This window comes from Enterococcus sp. DIV1316a (genome assembly GCF_050536915.1).
GTDB classification, from domain to species: domain Bacteria; phylum Bacillota; class Bacilli; order Lactobacillales; family Enterococcaceae; genus Enterococcus; species Enterococcus faecalis.
Genome location: NZ_CP172913.1, coordinates 2,451,465 through 2,476,083, shown reverse-complemented (window position 1 = coordinate 2,476,083; position 24,619 = coordinate 2,451,465). Strand labels below are relative to the sequence as shown.

Genomic DNA, 24,619 nt, shown 5'->3' with positions numbered 1-24,619 from the left:
TTTTAAATTAAAAATGTGGTTGACGGCCTCGAAAATGTTTGCTAAACTATCCGTAAATCAGTATGATTGATGAAACAAATAAAAGAACAAAATGTGATGAGAAGGAAAGTACTTTTTAAAATAGCTTGCAGAGAGCCTCGTTTGGTGAGAAGAGGTAGTGACGTTAAAGGGGAAAATGGCCTTTGAACAGGTTGGTTGAAGCCGTTTGCTTAAACCAATTCAGGTGCGCCTGTTATAGCGCTACAGTATGATTGTACTGGAAACGAGCGGATCTTTTTTAGCGAAGAGATCAACAAAGGTGGTACCGCGATTGCATAAGCATTCGTCCTTTTTAGGACGAATGCTTTTTTTATTTGTTTAAAAAATATGAGGGGGCAACAACATGAAATTGGGGAAAAAAGTAGTAGGTTTGATTGCAACAGGGTTTCTTTTAGCCGCATGTGGCGGAACCAAAGAAGCGGCAGAGAAAGTAGATTCGGGAAATTTAGCAGCTGAACAAAAAATCAGTATTAGTTCACCTGCACCAATCTCAACATTGGATACAACACAAACAACAGATAAAAATACCTTTACAATGGCACAACATTTATTTGAAGGCCTTTATCGGTTTGATGATGATAGTGCCACGGTGCCAGCTCTAGCTAAAGATGTCAAGATTAGTGACGATGGGCGCAAGTACCACTTTACCTTGCGGGAGGGGATTAAGTGGAGCAACGGTGAGCCAATTACGGCCCAAGATTTTGTTTATTCTTGGAAAAAACTGGTGACACCAGCGACGATTGGACCGAATGCCTATTTACTAGACAGTGTTAAAAATAGTTTTGAAATACGCAACGGTGAAAAGTCAGTCGATGAATTAGGGATTTCAGCCCCTAATGACAAAGAATTCATTGTTGAATTAAAACAGGCCCAACCTTCCTTCTTAGCAGTCGTTTCGATTGCTTGGTTAGCGCCACAAAATCAAAAATTTGTCGAAGCGCAAGGCAAAGATTACGCCTTGGATAGTGAACATTTAATTTATAGCGGGCCATTTACGCTAGCCAATTGGGATGCGACTTCAGATACTTGGACATTGAAAAAAAATCCAGAATACTATGATGCGGATCAAGTGAAACTGGAAGAAGTTGCGGTTAGTACAATCAAAGAAGATAATACTGGGATTAACTTATATCAAGCGAATGAACTAGACTTAGTTCGCATTAACGGACAATATGTTCAACAATATCAAGATGATCCAGGCTATGTCAGTCATCCAGATGTGGCCAACTACTTCTTAGATTTCAACAAAAAAGAAGGAACGCCATTAGCGAATGTTCATTTACGAAAAGCGATTGGCCAAGCAATTGATAAAGAAGCCTTAACACAAAGTGTCTTAAACGATGGGTCAAAACCCCTCAACGGATTGATTCCAAGTAAACTTTATGCGAATCCAGAAACAGATGAAGATTTCCGAGCATACAGTGGCGAATATTTGAAAAATGACGTCAAAAAAGCCCAAGCTGAATGGACGAAAGCCCAAGCGGATGTCGGTAAAAAAGTGAAACTTTCATTGCTGGCGGCAGATACAGATCAAGGAAAACGAATTGCTGAATATGTTCAAAGTCAGTTGCAAGAAAATCTGCCAGGTTTAGAAATTACCATTTCATCGCAACCAAGTAATAATGTGAACCAATCGCGACGTGAAAAAAATTATGAGTTGTCTCTTTCAGGATGGATTGCCGGCAGTAGTGAATTAGACTCTTACTTTAACTTATATGCAGGAGAATCAAGTTACAATTATGGCAATTATCATAATGCCAAATACGACCAACTGGTAGAAGATGCACGAACGATTAATGCCAATAATCCAGAGAAACAGTTTGCAGAATACAAAGAAGCGGAAGACATCTTGTTGAACCAAGATGCTGCCCAAGTACCGCTGTATCAAAGTGCCTCAAATTATCTAATCAATCCTAAATTGAAAGGCATTAGTTATCACTTGTATGGGGATTATTTCCACTTGCGCAATGCCTATTTAACAGAATGATTCAGGAAGAAGGAGTAAAAAATGGAAAAATTAGTCGAACGATTTTTAACTTACGTGAAAGTTAACACCCGTTCAGATGCCAACAGTCAAACCACACCGACGACGGTCGGTCAAGTGGTTTTAGCCAAAATGATTGAAACAGAACTTCATGAATTAGGCTTGGCCGATGTGCATTATAACGAACAAAACGGCTTTTTAACGGCACGGTTGCCTGGTAACCAACCTGCAGCGAAGAGTATTGGGTTGATTGCACATCTGGATACGGCGGATTTTTCAGCAGAAAATATTCGTCCCCAAGTCATCACTAATTATGATGGCCAAGATGTCCTCTTGAATCAAGAACAAGGCATCGTTTTATCGGTTGCTGAATTTCCCAATTTAAAAGAGTATCAAGGGGAAACGTTGATTACTACAGACGGAACCACACTTTTAGGAGCAGATGACAAAGCGGGAATTGTCGAGATATTAGCTGCTGTTGAGTATTTTTTGGCACATCCAGAAGTAGCGCGGGGGGATGTTTGGCTCGCCTTCGGTCCAGATGAAGAGATTGGACGCGGGGCCGATCAATTTGATGCGCCGAACTTCCCAGTCGCTTTTGCGTATACGATTGACAGTGGCCGCGTGGGGCATTTCGAGTATGAAACGTTTAACGCTGCTCAAGCTGTGATAACAATTGAGGGAACCAGTGTCCATCCGGGAACGGCCTATGGTTCGTTAGTAAATGCCATTAAATTAGGCGAACAACTTGATCAATCACTACCGCAAAAGGAAGTGCCAGAACAAACACGTGGAAATGAAGGATTTTATTTACTCAATAAATTTACAGGAAGTATTGAAAAAGCAGAACTTGTCTATATCATTCGGGATCATGATCAAGAAAACTTTCAAGCGAGAAAGCAATTTTTGGAAAAACAAGTCCAACGTTTAAATGCGCTGGCGGATAAACCCAGACTAACAATTACTTTCCAAGACCAATACTATAATATGAAGGAAATCATCGAAAAAGATTGGACTCCTGTAGAATTGGCCGTCCAAGCAATGGAAAGTTGTGACATTGAACCAATCATCACACCATTTCGTGGCGGGACAGATGGTTCTAAGATTTCTTTCATGGGCATTCCCACGCCTAATCTATTTACAGGTGGCGAGAATTTTCATGGGCAATATGAATTCATTACCGTTGAATCAATGGCCAAAGCTGTTCAGACGATCATTGCCATCATTCGCTTAAACGCTAATTAAAGAAACACGCAAGGGAAATGCCGATTTTCCTTGCGTGTTTCGCTGTTTTTCGGTAAAGTATGTAGAAAAGTAGGGAGTTTTGCTCATGAATTATCCATTGATTTTTGCAGAAAACCAACGAATCGAAACCGAACGCTTGATTTTAAGGCCCGTCACATTAGCCGATGCAGAGGATATGTACGAATATGCTTCAGATGAGGAAACGGTCCGCTATGTGTTTTTGAAAAATCAAACAATCGCTGAAACAAGACAAAACATTGCTAAATTTTTTATGGGGGAACCTTTAGGAAAATATGGGATTGAAGTGAAAGAAACGGGCAAAATGATTGGCACGATTGATTTGCGGGTCAATGAAACCAATAATATTGGAGAATTAGGCTATGTCTTGAACCGTGCCTTTTGGGGCAATGGCTACATGCCTGAAGCCGCGACGGCGTTAGTTGAACTGGGTTTTGCAAAAATGAAACTCATGAGAATCTTTGCTTTACATGATCAAGACAATCCAGCTTCTGGTCGTGTCATGGAGAAAATTGGTTTTACCTACGAAGGAACACTACCCAATGCTCGAATTAGTAAAGGGAAAATTGTCACAGATGTTTATCGTGGGATGACACTGGAAACATGGCAAAATCGACAAAAATAGAAGCGGAAGACAAGTTAAGAGAGGAATTAGAGAAATGTTGATGTTTACAGAAAAAGAATTCGCAGCCTTTGAAGTTGCTGGATTAGATGAACGAATGGCGGTTATCCGTGCGCAAATTCAACCTATTTTTCAAGAATTAGACACGTATTTTGCCGAACAACTAGCGCCTGAACTAGGAACGGAGTTGTTTGTCCATATTGCGCAACATCGCCGTCGCACCGTGTATCCACCAGAAAATACTTGGTCAGCACTTAGTCCGAATAAGCGCGGGTATAAAATGCAGCCGCATTTTCAATTAGGCATTTGGGGCGACTATGTGTTTATGTGGTTGTCATTCATTGATAATCCTAAAAATGAAAAGCAGATTGCGCAAGCCTTTTTAGAGAATCAGCAATTATTCCAAGCATTACCAGAAGATACGTATGTTTCCTTGGATCATACGGTTCCTCAAATTACTCCGCTGATGGAAACGGATTTAGAAAAAGCCTTAACTCGTTTTAGAGATGTAAAAAAAGGTGAGTTTGAAATTGGGCGCATCATTCCCAAAGATAGTGACTTGTGGCAAAACCCTGAAAAAGCACGCGCTTATATGTTGGCAACCTATCAACAACTCCTGCCATTGTATCAATTAGCTGTTGCCCAATAAGAGAAACAGACAGTTATTTTTTGTTTTAGTGTTATTTTATCGAATTATCCAATCGTCAAAAATGAGAAAAGCTCACAATGTTAGTTTTAATTACTAACATTGTGAGCTTTTCTTTAGTTTTTTTGAAAAAAATTAAGGGATGACTGGCTGATTTCTATGGAAAAGTACGTTTTGATAGCCTTTTTTGCTTAAATAACAAGAGTAGCAACCCTTGCTTAATAAGGGATTTTCGCGAATAGATGTTGTCAAATGAAAAAAAATGATGTTTTGAACAAAGAGTTCTTTGCTATTATAAAGGTATGATAAAGGTTGTTTACGCATTCTTTGTATAGAAGAATGTGAATGAGTTAAAAGGAGGTTTTTAAATGAAAAAAAAGCGTTATTTAATAATTGCGTGTTTACTATTTTCCCCTAGTTTTTTTATAAATGTTGAAGCATCTGAGGGTGGTTCTAGTTCGGTGGGGATTGAATTTTACCAAAATCCGAGAACACCCGCTCCTAAAGATGCCCCACCGAAAACAGATGCGCCAGCTGCTGATCCCAAGGAACCAGATGGTCCTCCGCAAGGAGATCAACGAAGTGGTGGTTCGACACAGACCACCACAACTGGCTCGCAGCTCCCTCGTACAGGGAGCAAGAGTCAGGCAAATCTTAGCATTCTTGGTCTTGTCTTGATTGGTCTTGTCGGAATGGTCCAGAGAAAGAAGGGACGACATGAAGCAAACTAAGTGGCAACGATTAGCAACCATTGGCTTGTGTAGTTCTTTAGTGATTAACGCTTTTTCTGGCGTGACCGCAGTTGCGGAAACCATCACGATTGAAAGTAGTCCGACAGTAGCAAGTAGCGCTAAGGAAGCAACATCAGCAAGTAGCGCAACGCCAGAAAGTACGGAAAGCAGTCAAGAAACGACTGAAACGAGTCGGGAAGAAGTGACACAGGAAACAGTGGAACAAGAAGATACAACGGAAATAGCTCAAGAAGAAAATCTGCTGGAACCATCTGGTATTCAAGCGAAAATTATGCCTAGAGCATTTGTCTGGGCAGCTACAGGAACCACGAATAGAACCACGGTTCGTCTTAACGATGTAGTTGATTATCGAATGAAACTGGAAAATATTACAACAGATGATACAAATTCAGATATTGTTGGTCCGATTCGAATTGAATCAAAATTGGCAGCTGGAATGACTAGACCAACGTCAGTTATTATCAAAGTTGGCCCCGAGGAACAAAATGTAGTTATAGGAGAAGGCTCTCATAATGCCAATAGTGGTGGCGAATATTTTGTTTGGACAGAGTCGACTAGGACGGTCACTGCATTTATCAATCGTCTACACGGGCGAACTTCTGGAAATACTGGGTATATCAAAACATTGTATTTTCAGACAAGAATTACTTCGGGTACACACAACGAAAAAAAATATATCGATTCCACGATTCGATTTAATGGATTTGGCGCAGTGAATAGACGAAATGAAATGACGTATGTGGATAGATTTTCTGGTAACTTAGGTTTGAAAGGGAATTTAAAATTTTACGATGAGGATGGAGTGGCTAGTAAGGAACAAATGAGTCTTTCCATAAACCCAGTATTATTTAAATCAACCAATTCGAGAGTAGAAGGGACGCTGTTAAGATATCCTTTAACTATGACAAATGCTGGTAGTGGGCTTTATAGGTTTGATACAGGACTAAAAAATATAGGTACTAGTAACGGGGGTTCGTGGTTTTTCTTTAGTAACGATATTGTGATTAATTTTGCTACAGCTACCACCAATAGAATTGATAAAATTGTGTTAGCACCACCTAAAGCAACACTTCCAGACAGCCGAACAGGTGTGATGACTTCCAGAGCGTACACATCAACAACTTATACGAGAAGTAACTATGATATTTCAACATATAACTTTACTAAAGCGACTGGTAAGACATGGCGTATAACGAATCGTAGTTCTAATAGCGGAGTAAGCACCAATATTATGTTTAGTGACAATCTTGTAGGAACAACAGGACAGTTCAATAAAGGGAATTCTGGTGCTACTATTAATTATTATATTTATTACAAAAAGCTTTATGAGAATTTTGTTAATAGTAACGGACAAAAAATTACACCACCATCAGGATTCACACAAGGAAAGCGAACGGTTATTAATAGTGAAGCGTACACTTTTAAACAAAGTGGCACCTTGCCAGATACCTATCAAGCAGACGGCAAAACCTATAAGTTCAAAGGCTGGTACAAAGGCAAAACCAAGCCAAACACCTTGACCGCGACTAAAGCACCAAGCTATGCGGTGACTTATGATGATAATGATGATTTGAATGTGGTGTATGAGGAAGTCGTTCCACGAGATACATGGGTTTATCCAGGTTTCTATGCTGAATTTGTCGATGAACAAGGGAAAGCTTTTACTAATCCTTTGACATTTTCAGGAAATTATACACAGTTTTTAAGAAAAAAAACTGTCAATATATTTGAAACAACAGGAAATCTGTATCCGATGATTGGTTCAAAAGATCCTAGTCAATCCAATAAATATAAGATTGAAACACAGTCACGTATTCCAATTTCGGCTACTTATGACGGAAATGTAACAGGGGATGTCTACGATAAGCGTGAATACGGGTTACATGATTTAACAATCACCAATGAGTTGAAATATGTAGATAAGATTGAAGTGATGAATACGTCATTGCAAGCTGCTGATTATCTAGTCGGATATGTTGGTATAGACCCAATCTTGATTGATTTCCCTAATATTTTACATCCTTTAGAAAGAGCTTTTATCAAAAATACTAATCAGAGATTTTCTATTAATGCTATTTTTGGAGCTAATGGATCTGCTTCCACAATACCGCGTTTGTTAAGAATAGGTGGGAAAGATCAGCCTAATCAAAGAAATGTAACTTTGATGGGCTTTGATGGGACTACTAATTACAAACATACGATGAACTACAAAGTCACCCGTAAACAAGTCACCGAAAACTTCGTGGACACCAACGGCACTAAAATCACGCCGCCAACAGGTTTCACGCAAAACAAAAAAACACCAATGACTAGCAATAACTATACGTTCAAACAAGCTGGTACCTTACCTGACACCTACACAACAGGTGGCAAAACCTACAAATTCAAAGGTTGGTACAAAGGCAAAACCAAGCCAAACACCTTGACCACGACTAAAGCACCAAGCTATGCGGTGACGTATGATGATAATGACGATTTGAACGTTGTGTACGAAGAAGAGACAGTCACAACGTTGTATCCATCAATTAATATGAACTTTGTGAATGAAAAAGGCGGTACTTTCACACCAGCGTTAACCTTTAGTGGTAAGTACTATGCGCAAAGTACGAGTGCATCCTTAAGAACCGATTTATATGACGTGACCTCAAAAAATAATGGTAGTGGACAATATACGGTAAGTATTAACAATGGTAGTATGCCATTGTCCCAAGATTTATTGAAAAAATATAATAATGGACAACCAATCAGTGCTACCAACAGATTACGATTTAATGTTGATAAATTGACCATCAACCAACAACTAAAATATGTTGATACCATTCAAGTAGATACAGCTCAAAGTAGCTCGTTGAACTATTATGGTCATAAGTACACTAGCGGTAGTTCCACGATTTTTGATCCAAATATCGCACCAACAGAGTATAATATGACTACAGAACAGATTAACTCGCTCAATTTTAGCTCAGACGGAACCTATTTTTCTAATGCAAATAATCGATTTTTCAACATGCACTTAGGCTATAGTTCTTCAGGAGGTAGCTCACTTTTAATGATGGCACTGTTTAATGAAAATCCTGTGAATCAGACGAAACTTGTCTACAAAGTCACTCGTAAACAAGTCACCGAAACCTTCGTGAACACCAACGGCACTAAAATCACGCCACCAACAGGCTTCACGCAGGGCAACAAAATACCGATGACTAGCAACACCTTCAAGTACACAGCCGCAAAAGCCTTGCCAGCAACTTATACCGCAGGTGGCAAGACCTATACTTTCCAAGGCTGGTACAAAGGTAAAACGAAGCCTAATGCTTTAACAACAAGCACTACGCCAACATACAATACAACCTTTGATGGCAATGACGACATGACGGCGATGTATAAGGAAGTAACAGCTGTTTATCCAGGATTCTATGCGCAATTTGTTGATGAACAAGGCAAAGCTTTTACTAATCCGCTAACTCTTTCTGGAAATTATACTGAGTTTCTCAGAAAGACAGGCACTACTGTTTTTGAAACGAAGGGCGCCTTTTACCCAATGGTAGGTAAGCGCGATACAACAGTGACAAATAAGTATAAGATTGAAACAACGAGTAGTGTTGCAGTACCAAATAATTATTGGACAGCCATGCCTGCTGACATTGCTAATAGAGGGTACGCATTAAATAACTTGGATATTACCAATCAAATGAAATATGTTGACAAGATAGAAACTACTGACACGCACACTACAATGTACGATTATACTGGAGTTTCGGACATTGAGGGCAAACCAAACAATACTTCTCAGACAGAATTAAATCCTATTGATAAAACATTTGTTAAGCAAACAGATAACACTTTTGCGATAAAATCAATTTGGGGAAATGGAACGTTTTCGCATATAGTTCCCAAAATGTTATTGTTAGCAGAAAGTGGCAGTTTTTCAAGATTATTCGGGTTTGATGGTACTCCAGACTACAAGCAAACCGTAAACTACAAAGTCACTCGTAAACAAGTCACCGAAACCTTCGTGAACACCAACGGCACTAAAATCACGCCGCCAACAGGCTTCACGCAGGGCAACAAAATACCGATGACTAGCAACACCTTCAAGTACACAGCCGCAAAAGCCTTGCCAGCAACTTATACCGCAGGTGGCAAGACCTATACTTTCCAAGGCTGGTACAAAGGTAAAACGAAGCCTAATACTTTAACAACAAGCACTACGCCAACATACAATACAACTTTTGATGGCAATGACGACATGACGGCGATGTATAAGGAAGAAGTGCCGAAAGCAAGTGTCGCTTTAACTCGCACTACCGCTGAAACCGTGACTAGCGGCGGTAATGTCACCTGGCGTGCCACAATTACCAATACAAGCCAAGCACCACTAACCACGGCGACCATCAAGAAATCAACCGCTTGGACAACCGGCTTAGCAGCACCAACCGCCATGATTGTCACGCCAGCTGGCGGAACCGCGAAAACAGTTCCCGTCACAGCGACTACGTGGACCAATGGTGTTAGCTTAGGCACTGACATTCCCGTAGGAAAATCTGCCACGGTTCAGTTCACTACGAAAGCGACGGGGACAGCGGGGCAAGTCTTGCGCGCTGGGATTACCACCAGTGGGAATTACAGTGGTGTCTCTGCTTCGGCCACCGTGCGTGTGAAAGACAATGATCAAGCAATTGTGACACCAACGGCTGAAGGCTTCATCAGTGTTCCAACCTTCAATTTTGGTCAAGTTGGGGTAGCGGGAAGCACGCAACAGCATGGCCTGAAAAAAGCCGCTGATTACTATGGCAACGGCACACGCAATCCCTATCTGCGGATCAAGAAAACCCAACCGAATTGGAGCTTAACGGCGCAACTGTCGCAACCAAAATCAGCGACAGACAGCTTGCCGACAGCGACCCGCTTATTGTTAGGGGCGGCTCCTGTTTCGAGTTTCTCAAATTACAACCAACCTACCGAGTTGAAAAATGCGGTCGGTACTACGAGTACCATTAGTTTGAATGCCAACAACACGGCCACTAGGATTATTGCCAACCAGCAATTCACTGGGAGTAATATTTATCAGTTGGACTTCACCTTCAACAATGTCAAACTTGAAGTGCCAGCCAACCAAGGGGTCAAGGGGCAACAATACCAAGCCGCAATTACGTGGAACCTAGTTACAGGTCCTTAAAATAGTTAAGTTATCATGAGGAAAGCTCAAAATGTTAGTATCAAACACTAACATTTTGAGCTTTTGTTTATGGAAATTAAGGAATTTGGCTGAAAATCAGAAGCAAAATGGCAGATTCTCTTAATTTTCGAGTGTTTTTCTAGTGAAAAAGGACTCTTCTACCTTGGTATAATAGGAATCGTCGGAAAAGTAGCTTAGCTGTAGCAAAATTTAAAATTTCAGGGCTACCTTTTTTTTGATAGAATAATGGAGAAAATTAAAAGCTGTACATATACCAATGAACAATAAATCAATACATAAAAAGGAGAATAGCATGAATCAAAAATGGCAAAAGTTACTTCCAACAAGGAACTCACCTAAGAGGTGGTTCAGCACAAGCTATCACGACTGACCCTTGCGCCCTGTACGAAGGGACAAGGGGCAAGCAAATTTTAGCATTCCCAGCTTAGCCTTCATCGGCTTGGCGGGAATGGTACATAGAAAGAAGGGACGACATGAAGAGAATTAACTGGCAACGCTTAGCAACCATTGGCTTGTGTAGTTCTTTAGTGATTAACGCCTTTTCTGGCGTAACAGCCATTGCGGAAACAGTTATGAGTGAAAGTAGCCCGACAGTGGCAAATAGTATTAAGGAAGCAACACCAGCAAGTAGCGCAAGGCAAGAAAGTACGGAAAGCAGTCAAAAAACGACTGAAACGAGTCAGGAAGAAGTAACACAGGAAACAGCGAAACAAGCAGAGACAAAAGCGCCACTGGAAACACCAGAGATAAAAACAAACACAACAGCACAACCTGCAGAAAATAGTAGTGAAAATGACCGACAAACGAGTATTTCGCCACGTTGGGTGCCGAATAATCAAGTGATTTATCCGAGAATAACCTTGGCTTTCACTAATGAATCAGGGCAAGTTTTTACTGATGAAAACTTAACGTTATCAGGGACGTATACTAAATTTGGATATGAAAACGCAACTAGTTTATGGCGATCGTATGCGGTTAATTATCCAATTACTTCTTCTAATGCAGAAGGCGGTCAATATCGAGTAGCTGTCAATGCAACGGTTCCTTTACCATACGATTTTTTTACAGATTTACCAGCAAATTATAGGATGAATATATACGCGGTTGAACAATTAAAGATTGATAACACGCTAAAGTATGTCGACAGTATTGTTGCTGTGCCCAATTCTACACTGAGGATGACCAGATATAGTGCACAACAAACAACTGAGTTACCGCAGTTTGGAAATCATATGACTCCTTTTGTATTACGCACAAGAGATAGCGTGTTTTCTAAAAGCAGTGAAAATGTTTTCTCTCTAAACACGGATGGTAATGAATTTTTAAGAATCCTGAGTGTCGCCCCCATTGGCACTCCAGTAGAACCAGTATTATACGGATTTGATGGCACTGCAACGTACCGAGAAACACTTAATTACGTAGTCACTCGGAAACAAGTCACCGAGAAGTTCGTAGATGCTAACGGCGTAGCTATCACGCCGCCAACAGGTTTTACCCAAAACAAGAAAACACCAATGACCAGCAATGACTTCACCTTCAAACAAGCTAGTACTTTGCCGGACACCTATCAAGCAGACGGCAAAACCTACAAATTCAAAGGCTGGTACAAAGGCAAAACCAAGCCAAATACCTTGACCACGACCAAAGCGCCAAGCTATGCGGTGACCTATGATGGGAATGACGATTTGACGGTGGTGTATGAGGCGATTCAAAATCCTGTGACTTTTCAAGAAGGAAAAGGAATGTCATCTGTTCAGGTGATGAATAAGGCGATTCAGAATCCAGTGACTTTGCCTGATCGCATGTATCGTGTCCTATTTATCAATGAAACAGGGGGGCTGACATTTGCTGATCGTTATGGCTTTACTGGAGAATTAGTTGAAGTTGCGGATGGCAAAGTGACGCCAATTGGCCCAGTCCCGACTAACAATAATAGCGCAGTAAAAGAAATCACTATACCAGGTCGAGTTTTCGATACAGAAAGACCTACGCCGTTGCAATATGGAGTTCGCAATGCAACCTTTACGTTGCCCAAAATGTATAAAACCGTAACGTATCAACCTGGCCCAAATTATACAGGTACAGCCTACTCTATTCCAGAAACGTATCGTCTTAGTTTAAGAAGTGGTGTCAAAAGTGACATCGATACAACTGGATGGCGAATTGGTCTTGACCCGACAACAGATCCACAAAAGTTTACGATGAGCGGTATATACTGGTCATCAATGCCTACAAATGTTAGACTTGCAACACTATTAAGTGCGACTATTACTGGTAAAGGAGTAGAACCGAGTGTCTATACACTAGATGAAAATGCACGTATGTATCTTTACCTAGAAAATCGTCGTGTTACGGAAAACTTCGTAGATACCAATGGTACTAAAATCACCGCACCGTCAGGTTTCGCCCAAGGGAAAAAAACAGTAATTACTAGTGATTCGTACACCTTTAAGCAAAGCGGAGATTTGCCAGATACCTATAAAGTCGGCACGAAAACCTATCAGTTCAAAGGCTGGTACAAAGGTAAAAACAAACCAGACACCTTGACGACGACCAAAGCTCCCAGTTATCCAGTCACTTATAATGATGATGATGATTTGACGGTAGTCTATGAAGAAGTCGTGATGAAAACGTATAATTTACCAGCCAAAGATGTTTACTTTGGTTATGTTGATGAGGCAGGTAACCTATTGAATACAGCAGGCTTTTCTGTAGAAGCCGAATTAGGTGAAAGTGACGAAACTGAATCAACAGTATTAGGGAAAATTCAAGGAACTGATGAAGTGATGAGTAAATTAAAAAAATTATCGATTCCTGGCAAGTCATATGATTTCCCGATAGATAAGCTTAAGACATACGGTGCAAGGTCTGTTAATCATACAATTCCTAAACAATATAAGACAATGTCGATTACACCGCTAGCTACTTATACGGGAGATAAAACAAAGTATCCTATGACCAAAGAGATCCGGAAAAATATAGAAGCGCCATATACGGTTGTTTCTCAAGCTGACGGAGTAGAAGCCTTCAAATTAACTAACGCTGGAACTTTTTTTAGAACCAGACGAGCTTTTTGGACATGGGACCCGAATAACACGTTGTATGCTATGGGAATTTATTCAGGGACAGTCGGAAAAAACTATAACTTAGCTTCTCCAGAGGGAACAATCTACTATTATTTAGAAAACCGTCGTGTCACTGAAAACTTTGTGGATCCAAGCGGCGCTAAAATTACACCGCCAACAGGCTTCACGCAAGGAAAACAAACGGTGATTGACAGTGATAATTTCACTTATGCTAGTACGAAAGCCTTACCAGACACTTATACAACAGGAGATAAATCCTATAAGTTCAAAGGCTGGTACAAAGGTAAAACCAAACCAGGCACCTTGACAACGACTAAAACACCAAGTTACGCCGTTACTTACGACGATAAAGATGACATGACAGCGGTCTATGAGGAAGTCCAACCAACAGCAGAAATGACGGTTAGTCGGTTACTAGAAGTGATCCCAAATGAAGCTTCTATGATGTGGATAGTTAAACTAAAAAATACCAGTGAAGTTCCATTGACCAACGTTAAACTAGCTCCAACGGCCAAATGGGCGGCAGGTATTTCACCACCAACACAATTAGCTGTTCGCATTGGTAATACACCAAATAAAATTATTCCAGTGACGGCAGAACAATGGCAAGCAGGAGTTAACTTAGATATAGAGATTCCTGTGAACGGCGAAGCCTTAGTGACAGTGAACACAGCGAAAATTACGGGAGAACCAAGACAACTTTTAACCGCAGAAATGACAGCTAGTGGAAACTTTTCTGCAGTGACAGCTAGTAACTTTGTACGTATTCAAGGAGAAGATCAAACGATTACGCCAACACCAGTAGAAGAAGGTTTCATTAGTACACCAACGTTTGATTTTGGGAAAATTACGATTAACAGTAGCACTAAGCAGTACGGACTGAAAAAAGCAGCTGATTACTATGGCAACGGCACACGTAATCCATATCTACGAATAAAGACAAGCCAACCTAATTGGCAGTTAACAGCACAATTGTCACAGTTAACAGCATCAGCTGATAGTTTGCCAACTAGTACGCGTTTATTATTAGGAAGTGCGGATGTTATAGCAATCGAAAACTATAATCAAGTCACAGAGTTAACAAATAAAGTTGGGGTTACGAAAGCCTTAACTTTGACGAGTGACGGCACATCTACACCAGTAATTCTTAATAACCAATTTACAGGTAATGATGTCTATCAATTAGATTTTGATTTTGCCAATGTGAAATTAGAAGTCCCTGCCAATCAAGGGAAAATAAATGAGAAATATCAAGGAACGGTGACGTGGAACTTAGTCACTGGACCTTAAAAAAATAGTAAACCGCCCCCAAAAAGTTAGACTTTTTGAGGGCGGTTTACTATTTTATGGAAAGCCAATTTTATCTAATGGATAATAACGAAAAGTCAAAACACCTTCCACACTCGCTTGTTTAACAAAGCCAAAGTAACGACTGTCATCTGAGCGCGGGCGATTATCCCCCAAGACAAAATACATGCCTTCTGGAACGGTCAGGGATTGGGTGGCTTCTAAGGTCTCTAGCGTAAAATCTTGGGTATAATTTTCATTTTTAGAGACATTTCGTTTAGCACTTGCTAAGTAATCTTCACTGAGTGATACACCATTAATATAAAGGGTATCATCGCGATACTCGACTGTTTCGCCAGGTAAACCAATTAAACGTTTGGCTACTCGTTGGCCGTTGCGAGGACTAGGGAAAGCGATAATATCAAAGCGCTGAGGCTTTTTAATCGAGGTCACCCATAAACGGTCGTTGTTATGAAGTGTTGGTTCCATTGAAGAGCCGTTCACCGCAGCAGGGGAGAAAACATAGTGTCGAATCAGCAAGACAGCGACGACTAACAAAACCAACTGAACCAATCGTTTTAATAATGAGGACATGGACTTCACTCCTTTGTCCTTTTAGTGTACTACAGACAAGGAAAAGAAAAAAGTTTTCCCCTTAAGAAAGGTGTGCTAAAAAACGTTTCATAAAGCGTTGGCGAATTAAAATACCAACATAAGCAGCTGCGACAGCCTTGATGATACCAGGAATAATAAACGGAGCAAACCCGCCAGCGAAAGCGTTTGGCCACGGCAGATTTGCGGAATATTTCAACCAAATCATACCGAAAACTAAGGTAACTAAGGCGCCAGCAATATTTGCGATAATGGCCCAAGTATAGTTAAAGGTTGTTTTTTCTAAAATATAACCAGTTAATAAGCCGTTAAAGATAAAGCCGATTAAATAGCCGCCAGTTGGTCCAAAGAGTACACCGAACCCACTAGACATCCCAGCGTAAACGGGTAAACCAATTAATCCTAATAAGAAGTAAATTAAAATAGCGTAGGTCCCCGTTCGCTTGCCCAAAACGGTAGCGGTTAAGCCGATGGCAAATGTTTGTCCAGTTAAGGGGACAATCCCCAATGGAATTGTAAATTGTGAAAGTACAGCAATAATCACAGCGAATTCTGCTGCTAAAATTAAAGAGCGTAACGATGCTTTATTCATAAGAAGCCTCACTTTCTATTGTTAACCAATTATTTTTATTTGGTTAACAATAGTTTAGCGGAAGTAAACAATTTTGTAAAGAGGGCAAAGAAAAAAACCTTGCCAAGAAAGGCAAGGTTTTGAAAGAAGGTAAGAACCGTAGTTCGACCTTTTGAAATCTTAAAGTTTTTGGTTGTAGTATTCAACGACAAGTGCTTCGTCGATTTCTGGGTAAAGTTCATCACGTTCTGGTAAACGAGTGAAGCTACCTTCTAATTTTTCAGTGTCAAAGCTTACGAATGCTGGACGTCCAACAGTTGCTTCAACCGCTTCTTTAATTGTTGAGATGTTTTGAGATTTTTCACGAACACCGATCACTTGACCAACTTCAACGTGGTATGATGGAATATCAACACGTTTGCCGTCTACAGTGATGTGGCCATGGTTAACTAATTGACGTGCTTGACGACGAGTAGTTGCAAGACCTAAACGGTAAACAACGTTATCTAAGCGTTGTTCTAGTAAAACCATGAAGTTAACACCGTGTTTACCTTCTTTGATTTTGCTTGCTTTAATGAACAACGTACGGAATTGACGTTCGTTCATGCCATACATATGACGTAATTTTTGTTTTTCAGTTAATTGCATTCCGTATTCAGAAACTTTACCACGGCTGTTAGGTCCGTGTTGTCCTGGTTTGTAAGGGCGACGAGCTAGTTCTTTACCAGTACCTGATAAAGAGATACCTAGACGACGAGATACTTTCCATGATGGTCCAGTATAACGAGACATTAAAAATTCCTCCAATAAATAAATGTTTTTTTGGAGTAAAATAATTAGATGAAAAATTCATATTCGTTCAGTTCATTCTTCAACCTTCGCCTTTGCAGCCGCGGTTACGCAGTTGAACCAAGTTTGGCAATGAACTGTTGACGAGTTATTATTCTTCTGCTGCAATTATTTTACACAAAGTCTAGTATACTTAATAGGATAGGAAACGTCAAGGTTTTAAAGTGAAATCTGAAAAAAAGGTAGACAAAAACACTTTTCCTCATTAGAATAAGGGGAGATGTTTTGAAAATATAAGTTGAAAACGGAATGAAAGGGAGTTTACAATGAAGTCTGGTTCACCATTGTTTGAACAAATTGATAAATCCATCGACAAGAAAGTGAATTTATTCTCAAACAGCTTTTCCCGCTACGCTGTTCGTGCAATGCTTGCTTGTCTATTTTTAACGTTGGGAACAGCCGTTGCTTTTGCAATCGCAATTAAAGGAGAAGGAATTTCTCATGGTTTAGGGAAAATGCTTTACGCCTTCATGTTCAGTTGGTCACTTGTAATGATTTTATATATGAATGCCGAACTTGGTACCTCGAATATGTTGTACATGACTGTTGGGGTCTATCGTAAAAAAGTCAACTTTTCCTTAGCTGCAAAAATTTTATTTACCTGTATCTTATTCAATTTAATTGGTGGCGTCTTGTTTGGTTTCTTGGTATCACTTACGGTGCCGTTCCAAGATTTGCCAAAAGATAGTTTCTTCTTTACATCGATTGCTGGAAAATTAGAAAAAACCACCCTACAGATTTTAGTTGAAGCTATGTTCGCCAATATTGTAGTTAATACAGCCGTATTAGTGAGTATGCGAATGAAAGATGACGCCGGCAAAGTCGCGGCCATTATTTTCATTATCTTTATCTTTGCGTTCCTTGGTTTTGAACACGTGATTGCCAACTTCCCAGCCTTCAGTTTAGCTTACTTTGCTTCGAACGGCGCAATTGAAGCTTTCACAGCTGGTAATGTTGTTCATAATCTGTTCTGGGCCTTTATCGGTAACTTTATCGGTGGTGGCTTAATTATGGGTCTCGGCTATGCCTGGTTAGATAAAGACAACAAAAACTTAACGTATTTTGATTAATTGACCAACCAACTATACTAAAACATGGTACACTGTTTTAGTATAGTTTTTTTATTATAAGGAGCGAAGGAATGGACACACTTCAATTTCAGAAGAACCCAGAAACAGCAGCAAAAATGTCTGCTTATATGAAACATCAATTTGTTTTTGCAGGCATCCCCGCCCCAGAACGTCAAGCGTTAAGTAAACAACTTTTAAAAGAAAGTCATACGTGGCCAAAGGAAAAATTATGCCAAGAGATTGAGGCTTATTATCAAAAAACAGAACGAGAATATCAGTATGTCGCTATTGATTTAGCCCTTCAAAATGTTCGGAGATTTTCATTAGAAGAGGTCGTAGCGTTTAAAGCCTATGTTCCACAAAAAGCGTGGTGGGACAGTGTGGATGCTTGGCGAAAATTTTTTGGGTCGTGGGTGGCGTTGCATCTGACTGAATTGCCAACGATTTTTGCCCTTTTTTATGGCGCTGAAAATTTCTGGAATCGGCGTGTTGCGCTGAATTTACAGTTGATGTTGAAAGAAAAGACCAATCAGGACCTGTTGAAAAAGGCGATTATTTATGATAGAACTACAGAGGAGTTCTTCATTCAAAAAGCGATTGGGTGGTCATTACGCCAATATAGTAAAACGAATCCGCAATGGGTCGAGGAATTGATGAAAGAATTAGTGTTGAGTCCTTTAGCACAACGAGAAGGCAGTAAATATTTAGCGAAAGCGAGCGAATAAGGAGAAATGATGGAAAGAAAACTTTTTGCATTTGATATTGATGGGACGTTGTTAAATTCGGAGAAGAAAGCATTGGATAGCACGAGAGAAGCGCTAGCAAAATTGCGGGAGCAAGGACACTTAGTTACGCTGGCAACTGGCAGAAGTCGTTATATGGCGCAAGAGGTGATTTGGGATTTAGATTTTACCAATTACGTATTATGTAATGGCGCCGCGGCTTTTGTGGATCATGAGCAATATTATCAAAATTTGTTGCACGCTGAAGCGTTGGAACGTTTGGCACAAGACAGTGATCAACGCGGCTTAGGATTTGCTTGTGTGGGCTTAGATGATATTAAGAAGAGCAACCAGCACCGTGCTGAAAAAATGGAAATTGCGATGAACTCTTTTCATTTTCATTCACCTGCTTATGATGAACACTTTTATCGTCAAAATGATATTTACCAAGCGCTGGCTTTTTATGACGCAGAAGATCAGTGTACGTTTGAAGAAGAATACCCAGAATTTCGCTTTATTCGCTGGCATCAACATAGCGTAGATGTTGTGCCTAAAGATGGCTCAAAATCAGCTACGTTAACGTATTTAGCTAAACGTGTGGGTATTGATGCAAAAAATATCATTGCCTTTGGGGATGGCGAAAATGACCGAGAAATGTTAAGTCATGCAGGAATTGGCGTTGCAATGGGCAATGCGAGTCCTTCCATTCAAAAAGCGGCTACGATGGTCACAGATACAAATGATAATGATGGGATTTGGAAAGCCTTAAAAGAAATGAAGGCCATTTAAAAAAACTGGGCCGTTTGTCTGAAAACAAACGGCCCAGTTTTTTTCTTTATTCGATGACTAAAACGCCCTCTTTTAAAGCAAATGGATTTTCTTTGTTAATATGATCGTAGAACATGATGCCATTAATATGATCAATTTCATGTTGAACCACAATCGCTTCGTAGTTTTTTAAACGAACTTTGTGTTTTTCGCCAGCCATGTCAAAATAACTGACGGTAATTTTGTTATGGCGAACGACATACCCAGGCACATCCCGATCGACAGATAAACAGCCTTCCCCTTCACCTAAACATACATCTTGCACAGAATGGCTCAAAATTTTAGGGTTGTACATCACCGTACTTAATGAAGGCGTTTCGTTTTCTGGGTCGTTACTAGGAACATGGACAGCAATAATTCGTTTAGAAATATCTAATTGTGGTGCAGCTAAACCAACGCCACCACGTAATTGTAATTCTTCGGCTTTGACTGGATCTTGACTATTTTTTAAGAAAGTCAACATGTCTTCGCCTAATTGTCGGTCTTCCTCAGTGATAGGGACAGGCACTTCTTCTGCCACAGCACGAAGTGTGGGATTCCCTTCACGAATAATATCTTTCATTGTAATCATTCAATGGTTCCTCCTTTGAAACATAAAAAAATTCTTCTTTTATTTATTCATGCGCTGAAATAATCAGTTGTTTACCACCATTTAGTGTATCACAAAATCACCAAAAAAGGGGCTAGATTGTTTAAAAAAACTATCGAATAATAGAGATTAAGCTTGCATTTTAGCGGTGTTTCCTGTAAAGTAAGCTTGTGTGGAAACACACCATCTATCACTTGGTTTAGCGAGTCACCAACGCTTCACTCAGTGATCAGACGAATAATAGAGAAAGAGGTGGAACAAATGGCAATTTCACAAGAAAGAAAAAACGAAATCATTAAAGAATACGCACGTCATGAAGGAGATACTGGTTCTCCAGAAGTACAAATTGCTGTCTTAACTGAAGACATTAACCAATTGAACGAACATGCGCGTACACACAAAAAAGATCACCATTCTTACCGTGGTTTAATGAAAAAAATCGGTCACCGTCGTAACTTGTTAGCTTACTTACGTAAAACTGACATCCAACGTTACCGCGAATTGATCCAACGTTTAGGATTACGTCGTTAATCATTACGTATAAAGCGAGGTTCAATCAGAATCTCGCTTTTTATCTTATTGTCACTATTGAAGGTCCTCTTTGGAAAGTTTTTAGGAACTACTAACCAAATGAAAGAGCAGCAACGACTTGTTACTTTTTCATTTGTTTAGTAGCCGTCTGACTTTTCCAAAGAGCAAGAGTAAAGGAGAAGAATCATGACAGAAAAACAAGTCTTTAAAACAACTTGGGGCGGCCGCCCACTAGAAGTAGAAATCGGCCAATTAGCCAAACAAGCCAATGGAGCTGTCTTAGTACGTTACGGCGATACGGTCGTTTTAAGTGCTGCTGTTGCCTCTAAAGAAGCAAAAGATGTAGACTTTTTCCCATTAACTGTAAACTATGAAGAAAAAATGTATGCGGTAGGAAAAATTCCTGGCGGCTTCATTAAACGTGAAGGTCGTCCAAGTGAACGTGCGACATTAACCGCTCGTTTAATCGACCGTCCTATTCGTCCAATGTTCTCAGAAGGCTTCCGTAACGAAGTTCAAATTACGAACATCGTTATGAGTGTGGAGCAAGACTGTACACCAGAAATGGCTGCAATGTTTGGGTCTTCCTTAGCGTTAGCAATTTCAGATATTCCGTTTGATGGACCAATTGCTGGTGTTGACGTTGGCCGTATTAATGGCGAATATGTTTTAAATCCAACGGTAGAACAAGCGGAACAAACAGATATTGAATTAACTGTTGCTGGAACAAAAGAAGCCATCAACATGGTTGAAAGTGGTGCCAAAGAAGTATCAGAAGAAGATATGTTAGGTGCCTTACTTTTCGGTTTTGATGCCATTAAAGAACTAGTGGCGTTCCAAGAAGAAATCGTTGCCGCTGTAGGTAAACCAAAAATGGACGTGGACTTATTACAAGTGGACGCTGATCTTAAAAAAGAAATTTTTGATGCGTACTACAATACAATGAAAACAGCCGTAATGACGGAAGAAAAATTAGCACGTGAAGTTGAAATTGACAAAGTAAAAGATACAGTCAAAGAAGTTTACGCTGAAAAATTTGCGGAACACGAAGAAGAAGCGCAATTACTAAAAGAAGTGAAACAAATTGCGGAAGATCTTGAAAAAGATGTCGTACGTGAGTTAATCACGATCGATAAGATTCGCCCGGATGGCCGTAAATTAGACGAAATTCGTCATTTATCATCAGAAGTAAGTATTTTACCACGTGTGCATGGTTCTGGCTTATTTACTCGGGGTCAAACACAAGCTTTATCCGTTTGTACATTAGCGCCTTTAGGGGAACATCAAATTATCGATGGGTTGGGTGTCCAAGATAGCAAACGTTTCATCCATCATTATAACTTCCCACAATTCTCTGTTGGTTCAACAGGACGCGCGGGCTCACCAGGTCGTCGTGAAATCGGTCACGGTGCGTTAGGTGAACGTGCCTTAGCACAAATTATTCCATCAGAAGAAGACTTCCCTTACACAATCCGCTTAGTAGCAGAAGTGTTAGAATCAAATGGTTCTTCTTCACAAGCAAGTATTTGCGCGGGAACATTAGCATTAATGGATGCGGGTGTGCCAATTAAAGCGCCAGTTGCAGGTATTGCAATGGGTCTTGTTAGTGATGGCGAAAACTATACAATCTTAACAGATATTCAAGGTTTAGAAGACCACCTTGGCGATATGGACTTTAAAGTAGCGGGAACGAAAGACGGAATCACTGCTTTACAAATGGACATCAAAATCCAAGGAATTACAGAACAAATTTTAACGGAAGCATTAGACCAAGCGAAGAAAGCACGGATGGAAATTCTAGAAGAATTAACAACAACGATTGCTGCTCCTCGTGAAGAATTAAGTCAATATGCACCGAAAATTGAAATGATTCAAATTAAACCAGCGAAAATTAAAGATGTCATTGGTAAAGGTGGCGAAACAATCAACAGCATTATTGATGAAACCGGCGTTAAGATTGATATCGATCAAGACGGTAACGTAAGTATTGCTTCATCAGATGCTGAAATGATTAAAAAAGCCATCAAGATTATTGAAGAATTAACCAAAGAAGTTGAAGTCGGTCAAGTTTACTTAGCAAAAGTTGTCCGCATTGAAAAATTTGGTGCGTTTGTTAACCTAATTAAAGGCAAAGATGGCTTGATCCATATTTCTCAATTAGCAAACGAACGTGTGAACAACGTTGAAGATGTCGTGAAATTAGGCGACGAAGTCCTTGTCAAAGTAACTGAAATTGACAAACAAGGCCGTGTCAACGTGTCAAGAAAAGCATTATTAAACGAAGAAAACAAAGAAAAATAATTTCTTTTTAAACCAACGAAAACCAAGGAAGCTTCCTTTCTTTTCGTTGGTTTTTTCGTTGAAAACAAGCCCTAAAAAAGAAATGATAAAAAAAGCTAAAGACGATCGCCAACTCTTTTGTTTATAGTCTATTAGTGGTAAAATTAATACTATCAGTCTGAAGAATATCTGGGGTGTCTTTGTGAAAAAATTTAATCCAAATAAAAATATAATCATTACCTTAATTTTAGTCATTATTTTAGTAACCATTATTAGTTTAACTGCTGCGCAACGTTCTGAAAAAGGCAAAACCAATGTCGTTCAAGGTGGCGTCAATAATAGCGTTAGTATGGTGGACCGTGTGATTTCTTTTCCAGCTCGTGTGGTGGAAAATGGCTTGTCTTCAATGGGCAATTTAATTAACACGTTTAAAGAAAACGAACGTCTAAAAGAAAAAATTGATAGCTATAATGAATTAGCTGTCCAAAACAATAACTATAAACGTGAAATTGATAGTTTAAAACAAGAATTGAATCTGAACGAAACGTTAGCCAACTATGAAAAAGTAACTGCGAATGTCATTACGCGTTCGCCGGATACTTGGCAAGACTTATTAATTATCGATAAAGGAACCAATGACGGCATTGAAGCGGGCATGGCGGTCATGGCGCAAAAAGGGTTAGTGGGGCGTGTTATTGAAGTCAATGCAACGACTGCAAAAGTGGAACTACTAACGTCTAAAAATGTTAACTCGAACCATTTCCCTGTGCGAGTAACTTCCGCAAATGGCGAATCATTTGGTTTACTTAAAAATTACGACAATAAGACGAATGCATTAATTGTGTCACAATTAACTGGCGATGCCACTCTGAAAGAAGGCGATGTCGTTCAGACTTCTGGCTTAGGTGGTAATTCCCCAGCCGATTTAGCGGTAGGGACAGTTATTAAAGTGAAACCAGATAGTTTTGGTTTAGATCGTGAAGTGTATGTGAAACCTTATGCGGATGTCTATGGTATCTCCGTTGTGACGGTCGTGAAAAGATCGGCAGGGGAAAGCGAATGATTCGGAAAGAGTATTTAAAATACGTCACACCTATTCTCTTGTTTTTCTTAATGTTAATTGATGCACATTTAACAAAGTCTTTTGAAACGTGGACAAGTAATGTTTACTTCGCCAGTTCTCATCTGTTATTACTTGCGTTTATGTTTGCCGTTCCTAATTTTTCTAAACGTTATTTATTAATTACTTCGTTAATTTTAGGCTTCATTTGCGATAGCTACTACATTGGCATTATCGGGATTTATACAGTTGCGCTGACGCTTTCGGTTATGTTGATGTATACATTTAAAGAAGTAATTCAAACAAATTTATTAACTGGTTTTTTTGGGATCGTCATTTTTACCACGTTGTATGAACTGATTGCGGTACTGATTCAAGTGGCCTTTCATTTAGCGGATGTCAGCCCAATTTTATTTATTACACGTGTGTTGGGCCCTACATTGCTATTGAACATGGTGTGGTATGTTATTTTATCTTATCCACTGAAAAAACTGTTTTCCGTAAAATAAAAATTGGAAATTTTGTTCGTTTGCGAAAAATGCTTATTTGTTAGCATTTTTCGCTTTTTTTATTTTTTTTAAATAACAAAACGATGAGAAGCTTACCCTGGAGCCTTGAAGAAAGTTGTGAA

Annotated in this window: 18 protein-coding genes and 1 other annotated feature; of the genes, 14 read left to right on the top strand and 4 right to left on the bottom strand. The window is 39.7% G+C overall.

The window, feature by feature from the left end:
• Positions 1–87: 87 nt before the first annotated feature.
• Positions 88–333 (top strand) — a binding site (T-box leader).
• Positions 334–382: 49 nt separating this feature from the next.
• The 7 genes from IGL56_RS11780 (at position 383) to IGL56_RS11750 (ending at position 14,879) form a co-directional block, all read left to right on the top strand.
• Positions 383–2,026 carry a peptide ABC transporter substrate-binding protein gene (locus IGL56_RS11780; protein WP_002354966.1) on the top strand — a complete coding sequence of 548 codons (1,644 nt, stop codon included), beginning with the start codon at positions 383–385 and terminating at the stop codon, positions 2,024–2,026.
• A 21-nt stretch (positions 2,027–2,047) separates the two neighbouring features.
• Positions 2,048–3,268 carry a peptidase T gene (pepT, locus tag IGL56_RS11775; RefSeq protein WP_002354968.1) on the top strand — a complete coding sequence of 407 codons (1,221 nt, stop codon included), beginning with the start codon at positions 2,048–2,050 and terminating at the stop codon, positions 3,266–3,268.
• An 85-nt stretch (positions 3,269–3,353) separates the two neighbouring features.
• Positions 3,354–3,911, top strand: coding sequence for a GNAT family N-acetyltransferase (locus tag IGL56_RS11770; protein WP_002386268.1), 558 nt, complete (start codon positions 3,354–3,356; stop codon positions 3,909–3,911).
• Between the two features lie 34 nt (positions 3,912–3,945).
• Positions 3,946–4,557, top strand: a complete 612-nt coding sequence (locus IGL56_RS11765; protein WP_002354970.1) for a YktB family protein — start codon at positions 3,946–3,948, stop codon at positions 4,555–4,557.
• A gap of 365 nt (positions 4,558–4,922) precedes the next feature.
• Complete coding sequence (locus IGL56_RS11760; protein WP_002354971.1) at positions 4,923–5,285, top strand: LPXTG cell wall anchor domain-containing protein; 363 nt, start codon at positions 4,923–4,925, stop codon at positions 5,283–5,285.
• Positions 5,272–10,482 carry a WxL domain-containing protein gene (locus IGL56_RS11755; protein ID WP_010816053.1) on the top strand — a complete coding sequence of 1,737 codons (5,211 nt, stop codon included), beginning with the start codon at positions 5,272–5,274 and terminating at the stop codon, positions 10,480–10,482. The genes IGL56_RS11760 and IGL56_RS11755 overlap by 14 nt, the downstream gene beginning before the upstream one ends.
• 494 nt (positions 10,483–10,976) lie before the next feature.
• The gene (locus IGL56_RS11750; protein WP_002354973.1) at positions 10,977–14,879 is read left to right on the top strand and encodes a WxL domain-containing protein; all 3,903 of its coding nucleotides are present in this window, start codon (positions 10,977–10,979) and stop codon (positions 14,877–14,879) included.
• 54 nt (positions 14,880–14,933) lie between these two features.
• Here the strand turns inward: IGL56_RS11750 and lepB are convergent, their stop codons facing one another.
• The 3 genes from lepB to rpsD all read right to left on the bottom strand — a co-directional run bounded on the left by lepB (position 14,934) and on the right by rpsD (position 16,851).
• The gene (gene lepB, locus IGL56_RS11745) at positions 14,934–15,470 is read right to left on the bottom strand and encodes a signal peptidase I (protein ID WP_002385230.1); all 537 of its coding nucleotides are present in this window, start codon (positions 15,468–15,470) and stop codon (positions 14,934–14,936) included.
• Between the two features lie 61 nt (positions 15,471–15,531).
• Entirely contained in the window at positions 15,532–16,080 is a 549-nt protein-coding gene (locus tag IGL56_RS11740) for a biotin transporter BioY (RefSeq protein ID WP_002354975.1), read from the bottom strand.
• Between the two features lie 159 nt (positions 16,081–16,239).
• On the bottom strand, positions 16,240–16,851 hold the full coding sequence (gene rpsD / locus IGL56_RS11735; RefSeq protein ID WP_002365342.1) for a 30S ribosomal protein S4: 612 nt from the start codon (positions 16,849–16,851) through the stop codon (positions 16,240–16,242).
• A 323-nt stretch (positions 16,852–17,174) separates the two neighbouring features.
• Here rpsD and IGL56_RS11730 point away from each other — a divergent pair, with 323 nt between their 5' ends.
• The 3 genes from IGL56_RS11730 (at position 17,175) to IGL56_RS11720 (ending at position 19,489) form a co-directional block, all read left to right on the top strand.
• Positions 17,175–17,978: a formate/nitrite transporter family protein gene (locus IGL56_RS11730; protein WP_002365340.1), complete on the top strand. Its 804-nt coding sequence runs from the start codon at positions 17,175–17,177 to the stop codon at positions 17,976–17,978.
• 71 nt (positions 17,979–18,049) lie between these two features.
• A complete protein-coding gene (locus IGL56_RS11725) occupies positions 18,050–18,703 on the top strand; it encodes a DNA alkylation repair protein (RefSeq protein ID WP_002354978.1) in 654 nt (217 codons plus the stop codon).
• A gap of 9 nt (positions 18,704–18,712) precedes the next feature.
• Positions 18,713–19,489, top strand: coding sequence for a Cof-type HAD-IIB family hydrolase (locus tag IGL56_RS11720; protein ID WP_002354979.1), 777 nt, complete (start codon positions 18,713–18,715; stop codon positions 19,487–19,489).
• A 46-nt stretch (positions 19,490–19,535) separates the two neighbouring features.
• Here IGL56_RS11720 and def read toward each other — a convergent pair whose 3' ends face one another.
• On the bottom strand, positions 19,536–20,099 hold the full coding sequence (def, locus tag IGL56_RS11715) for a peptide deformylase (RefSeq protein WP_002354981.1): 564 nt from the start codon (positions 20,097–20,099) through the stop codon (positions 19,536–19,538).
• A gap of 279 nt (positions 20,100–20,378) precedes the next feature.
• Here def and rpsO point away from each other — a divergent pair, with 279 nt between their 5' ends.
• From rpsO to mreD, 4 genes are all read left to right on the top strand, one after another.
• Entirely contained in the window at positions 20,379–20,648 is a 270-nt protein-coding gene (gene rpsO / locus IGL56_RS11710) for a 30S ribosomal protein S15 (RefSeq protein ID WP_002354983.1), read from the top strand.
• A gap of 186 nt (positions 20,649–20,834) precedes the next feature.
• A complete protein-coding gene (gene pnp / locus IGL56_RS11705) occupies positions 20,835–22,949 on the top strand; it encodes a polyribonucleotide nucleotidyltransferase (RefSeq protein WP_002354984.1) in 2,115 nt (704 codons plus the stop codon).
• A gap of 181 nt (positions 22,950–23,130) precedes the next feature.
• Complete coding sequence (mreC, locus tag IGL56_RS11700) at positions 23,131–23,991, top strand: rod shape-determining protein MreC (protein ID WP_002383273.1); 861 nt, start codon at positions 23,131–23,133, stop codon at positions 23,989–23,991.
• Complete coding sequence (gene mreD / locus IGL56_RS11695; protein WP_002354987.1) at positions 23,988–24,497, top strand: rod shape-determining protein MreD; 510 nt, start codon at positions 23,988–23,990, stop codon at positions 24,495–24,497. The genes mreC and mreD overlap by 4 nt, the downstream gene beginning before the upstream one ends.
• Positions 24,498–24,619 lie beyond the last annotated feature (122 nt).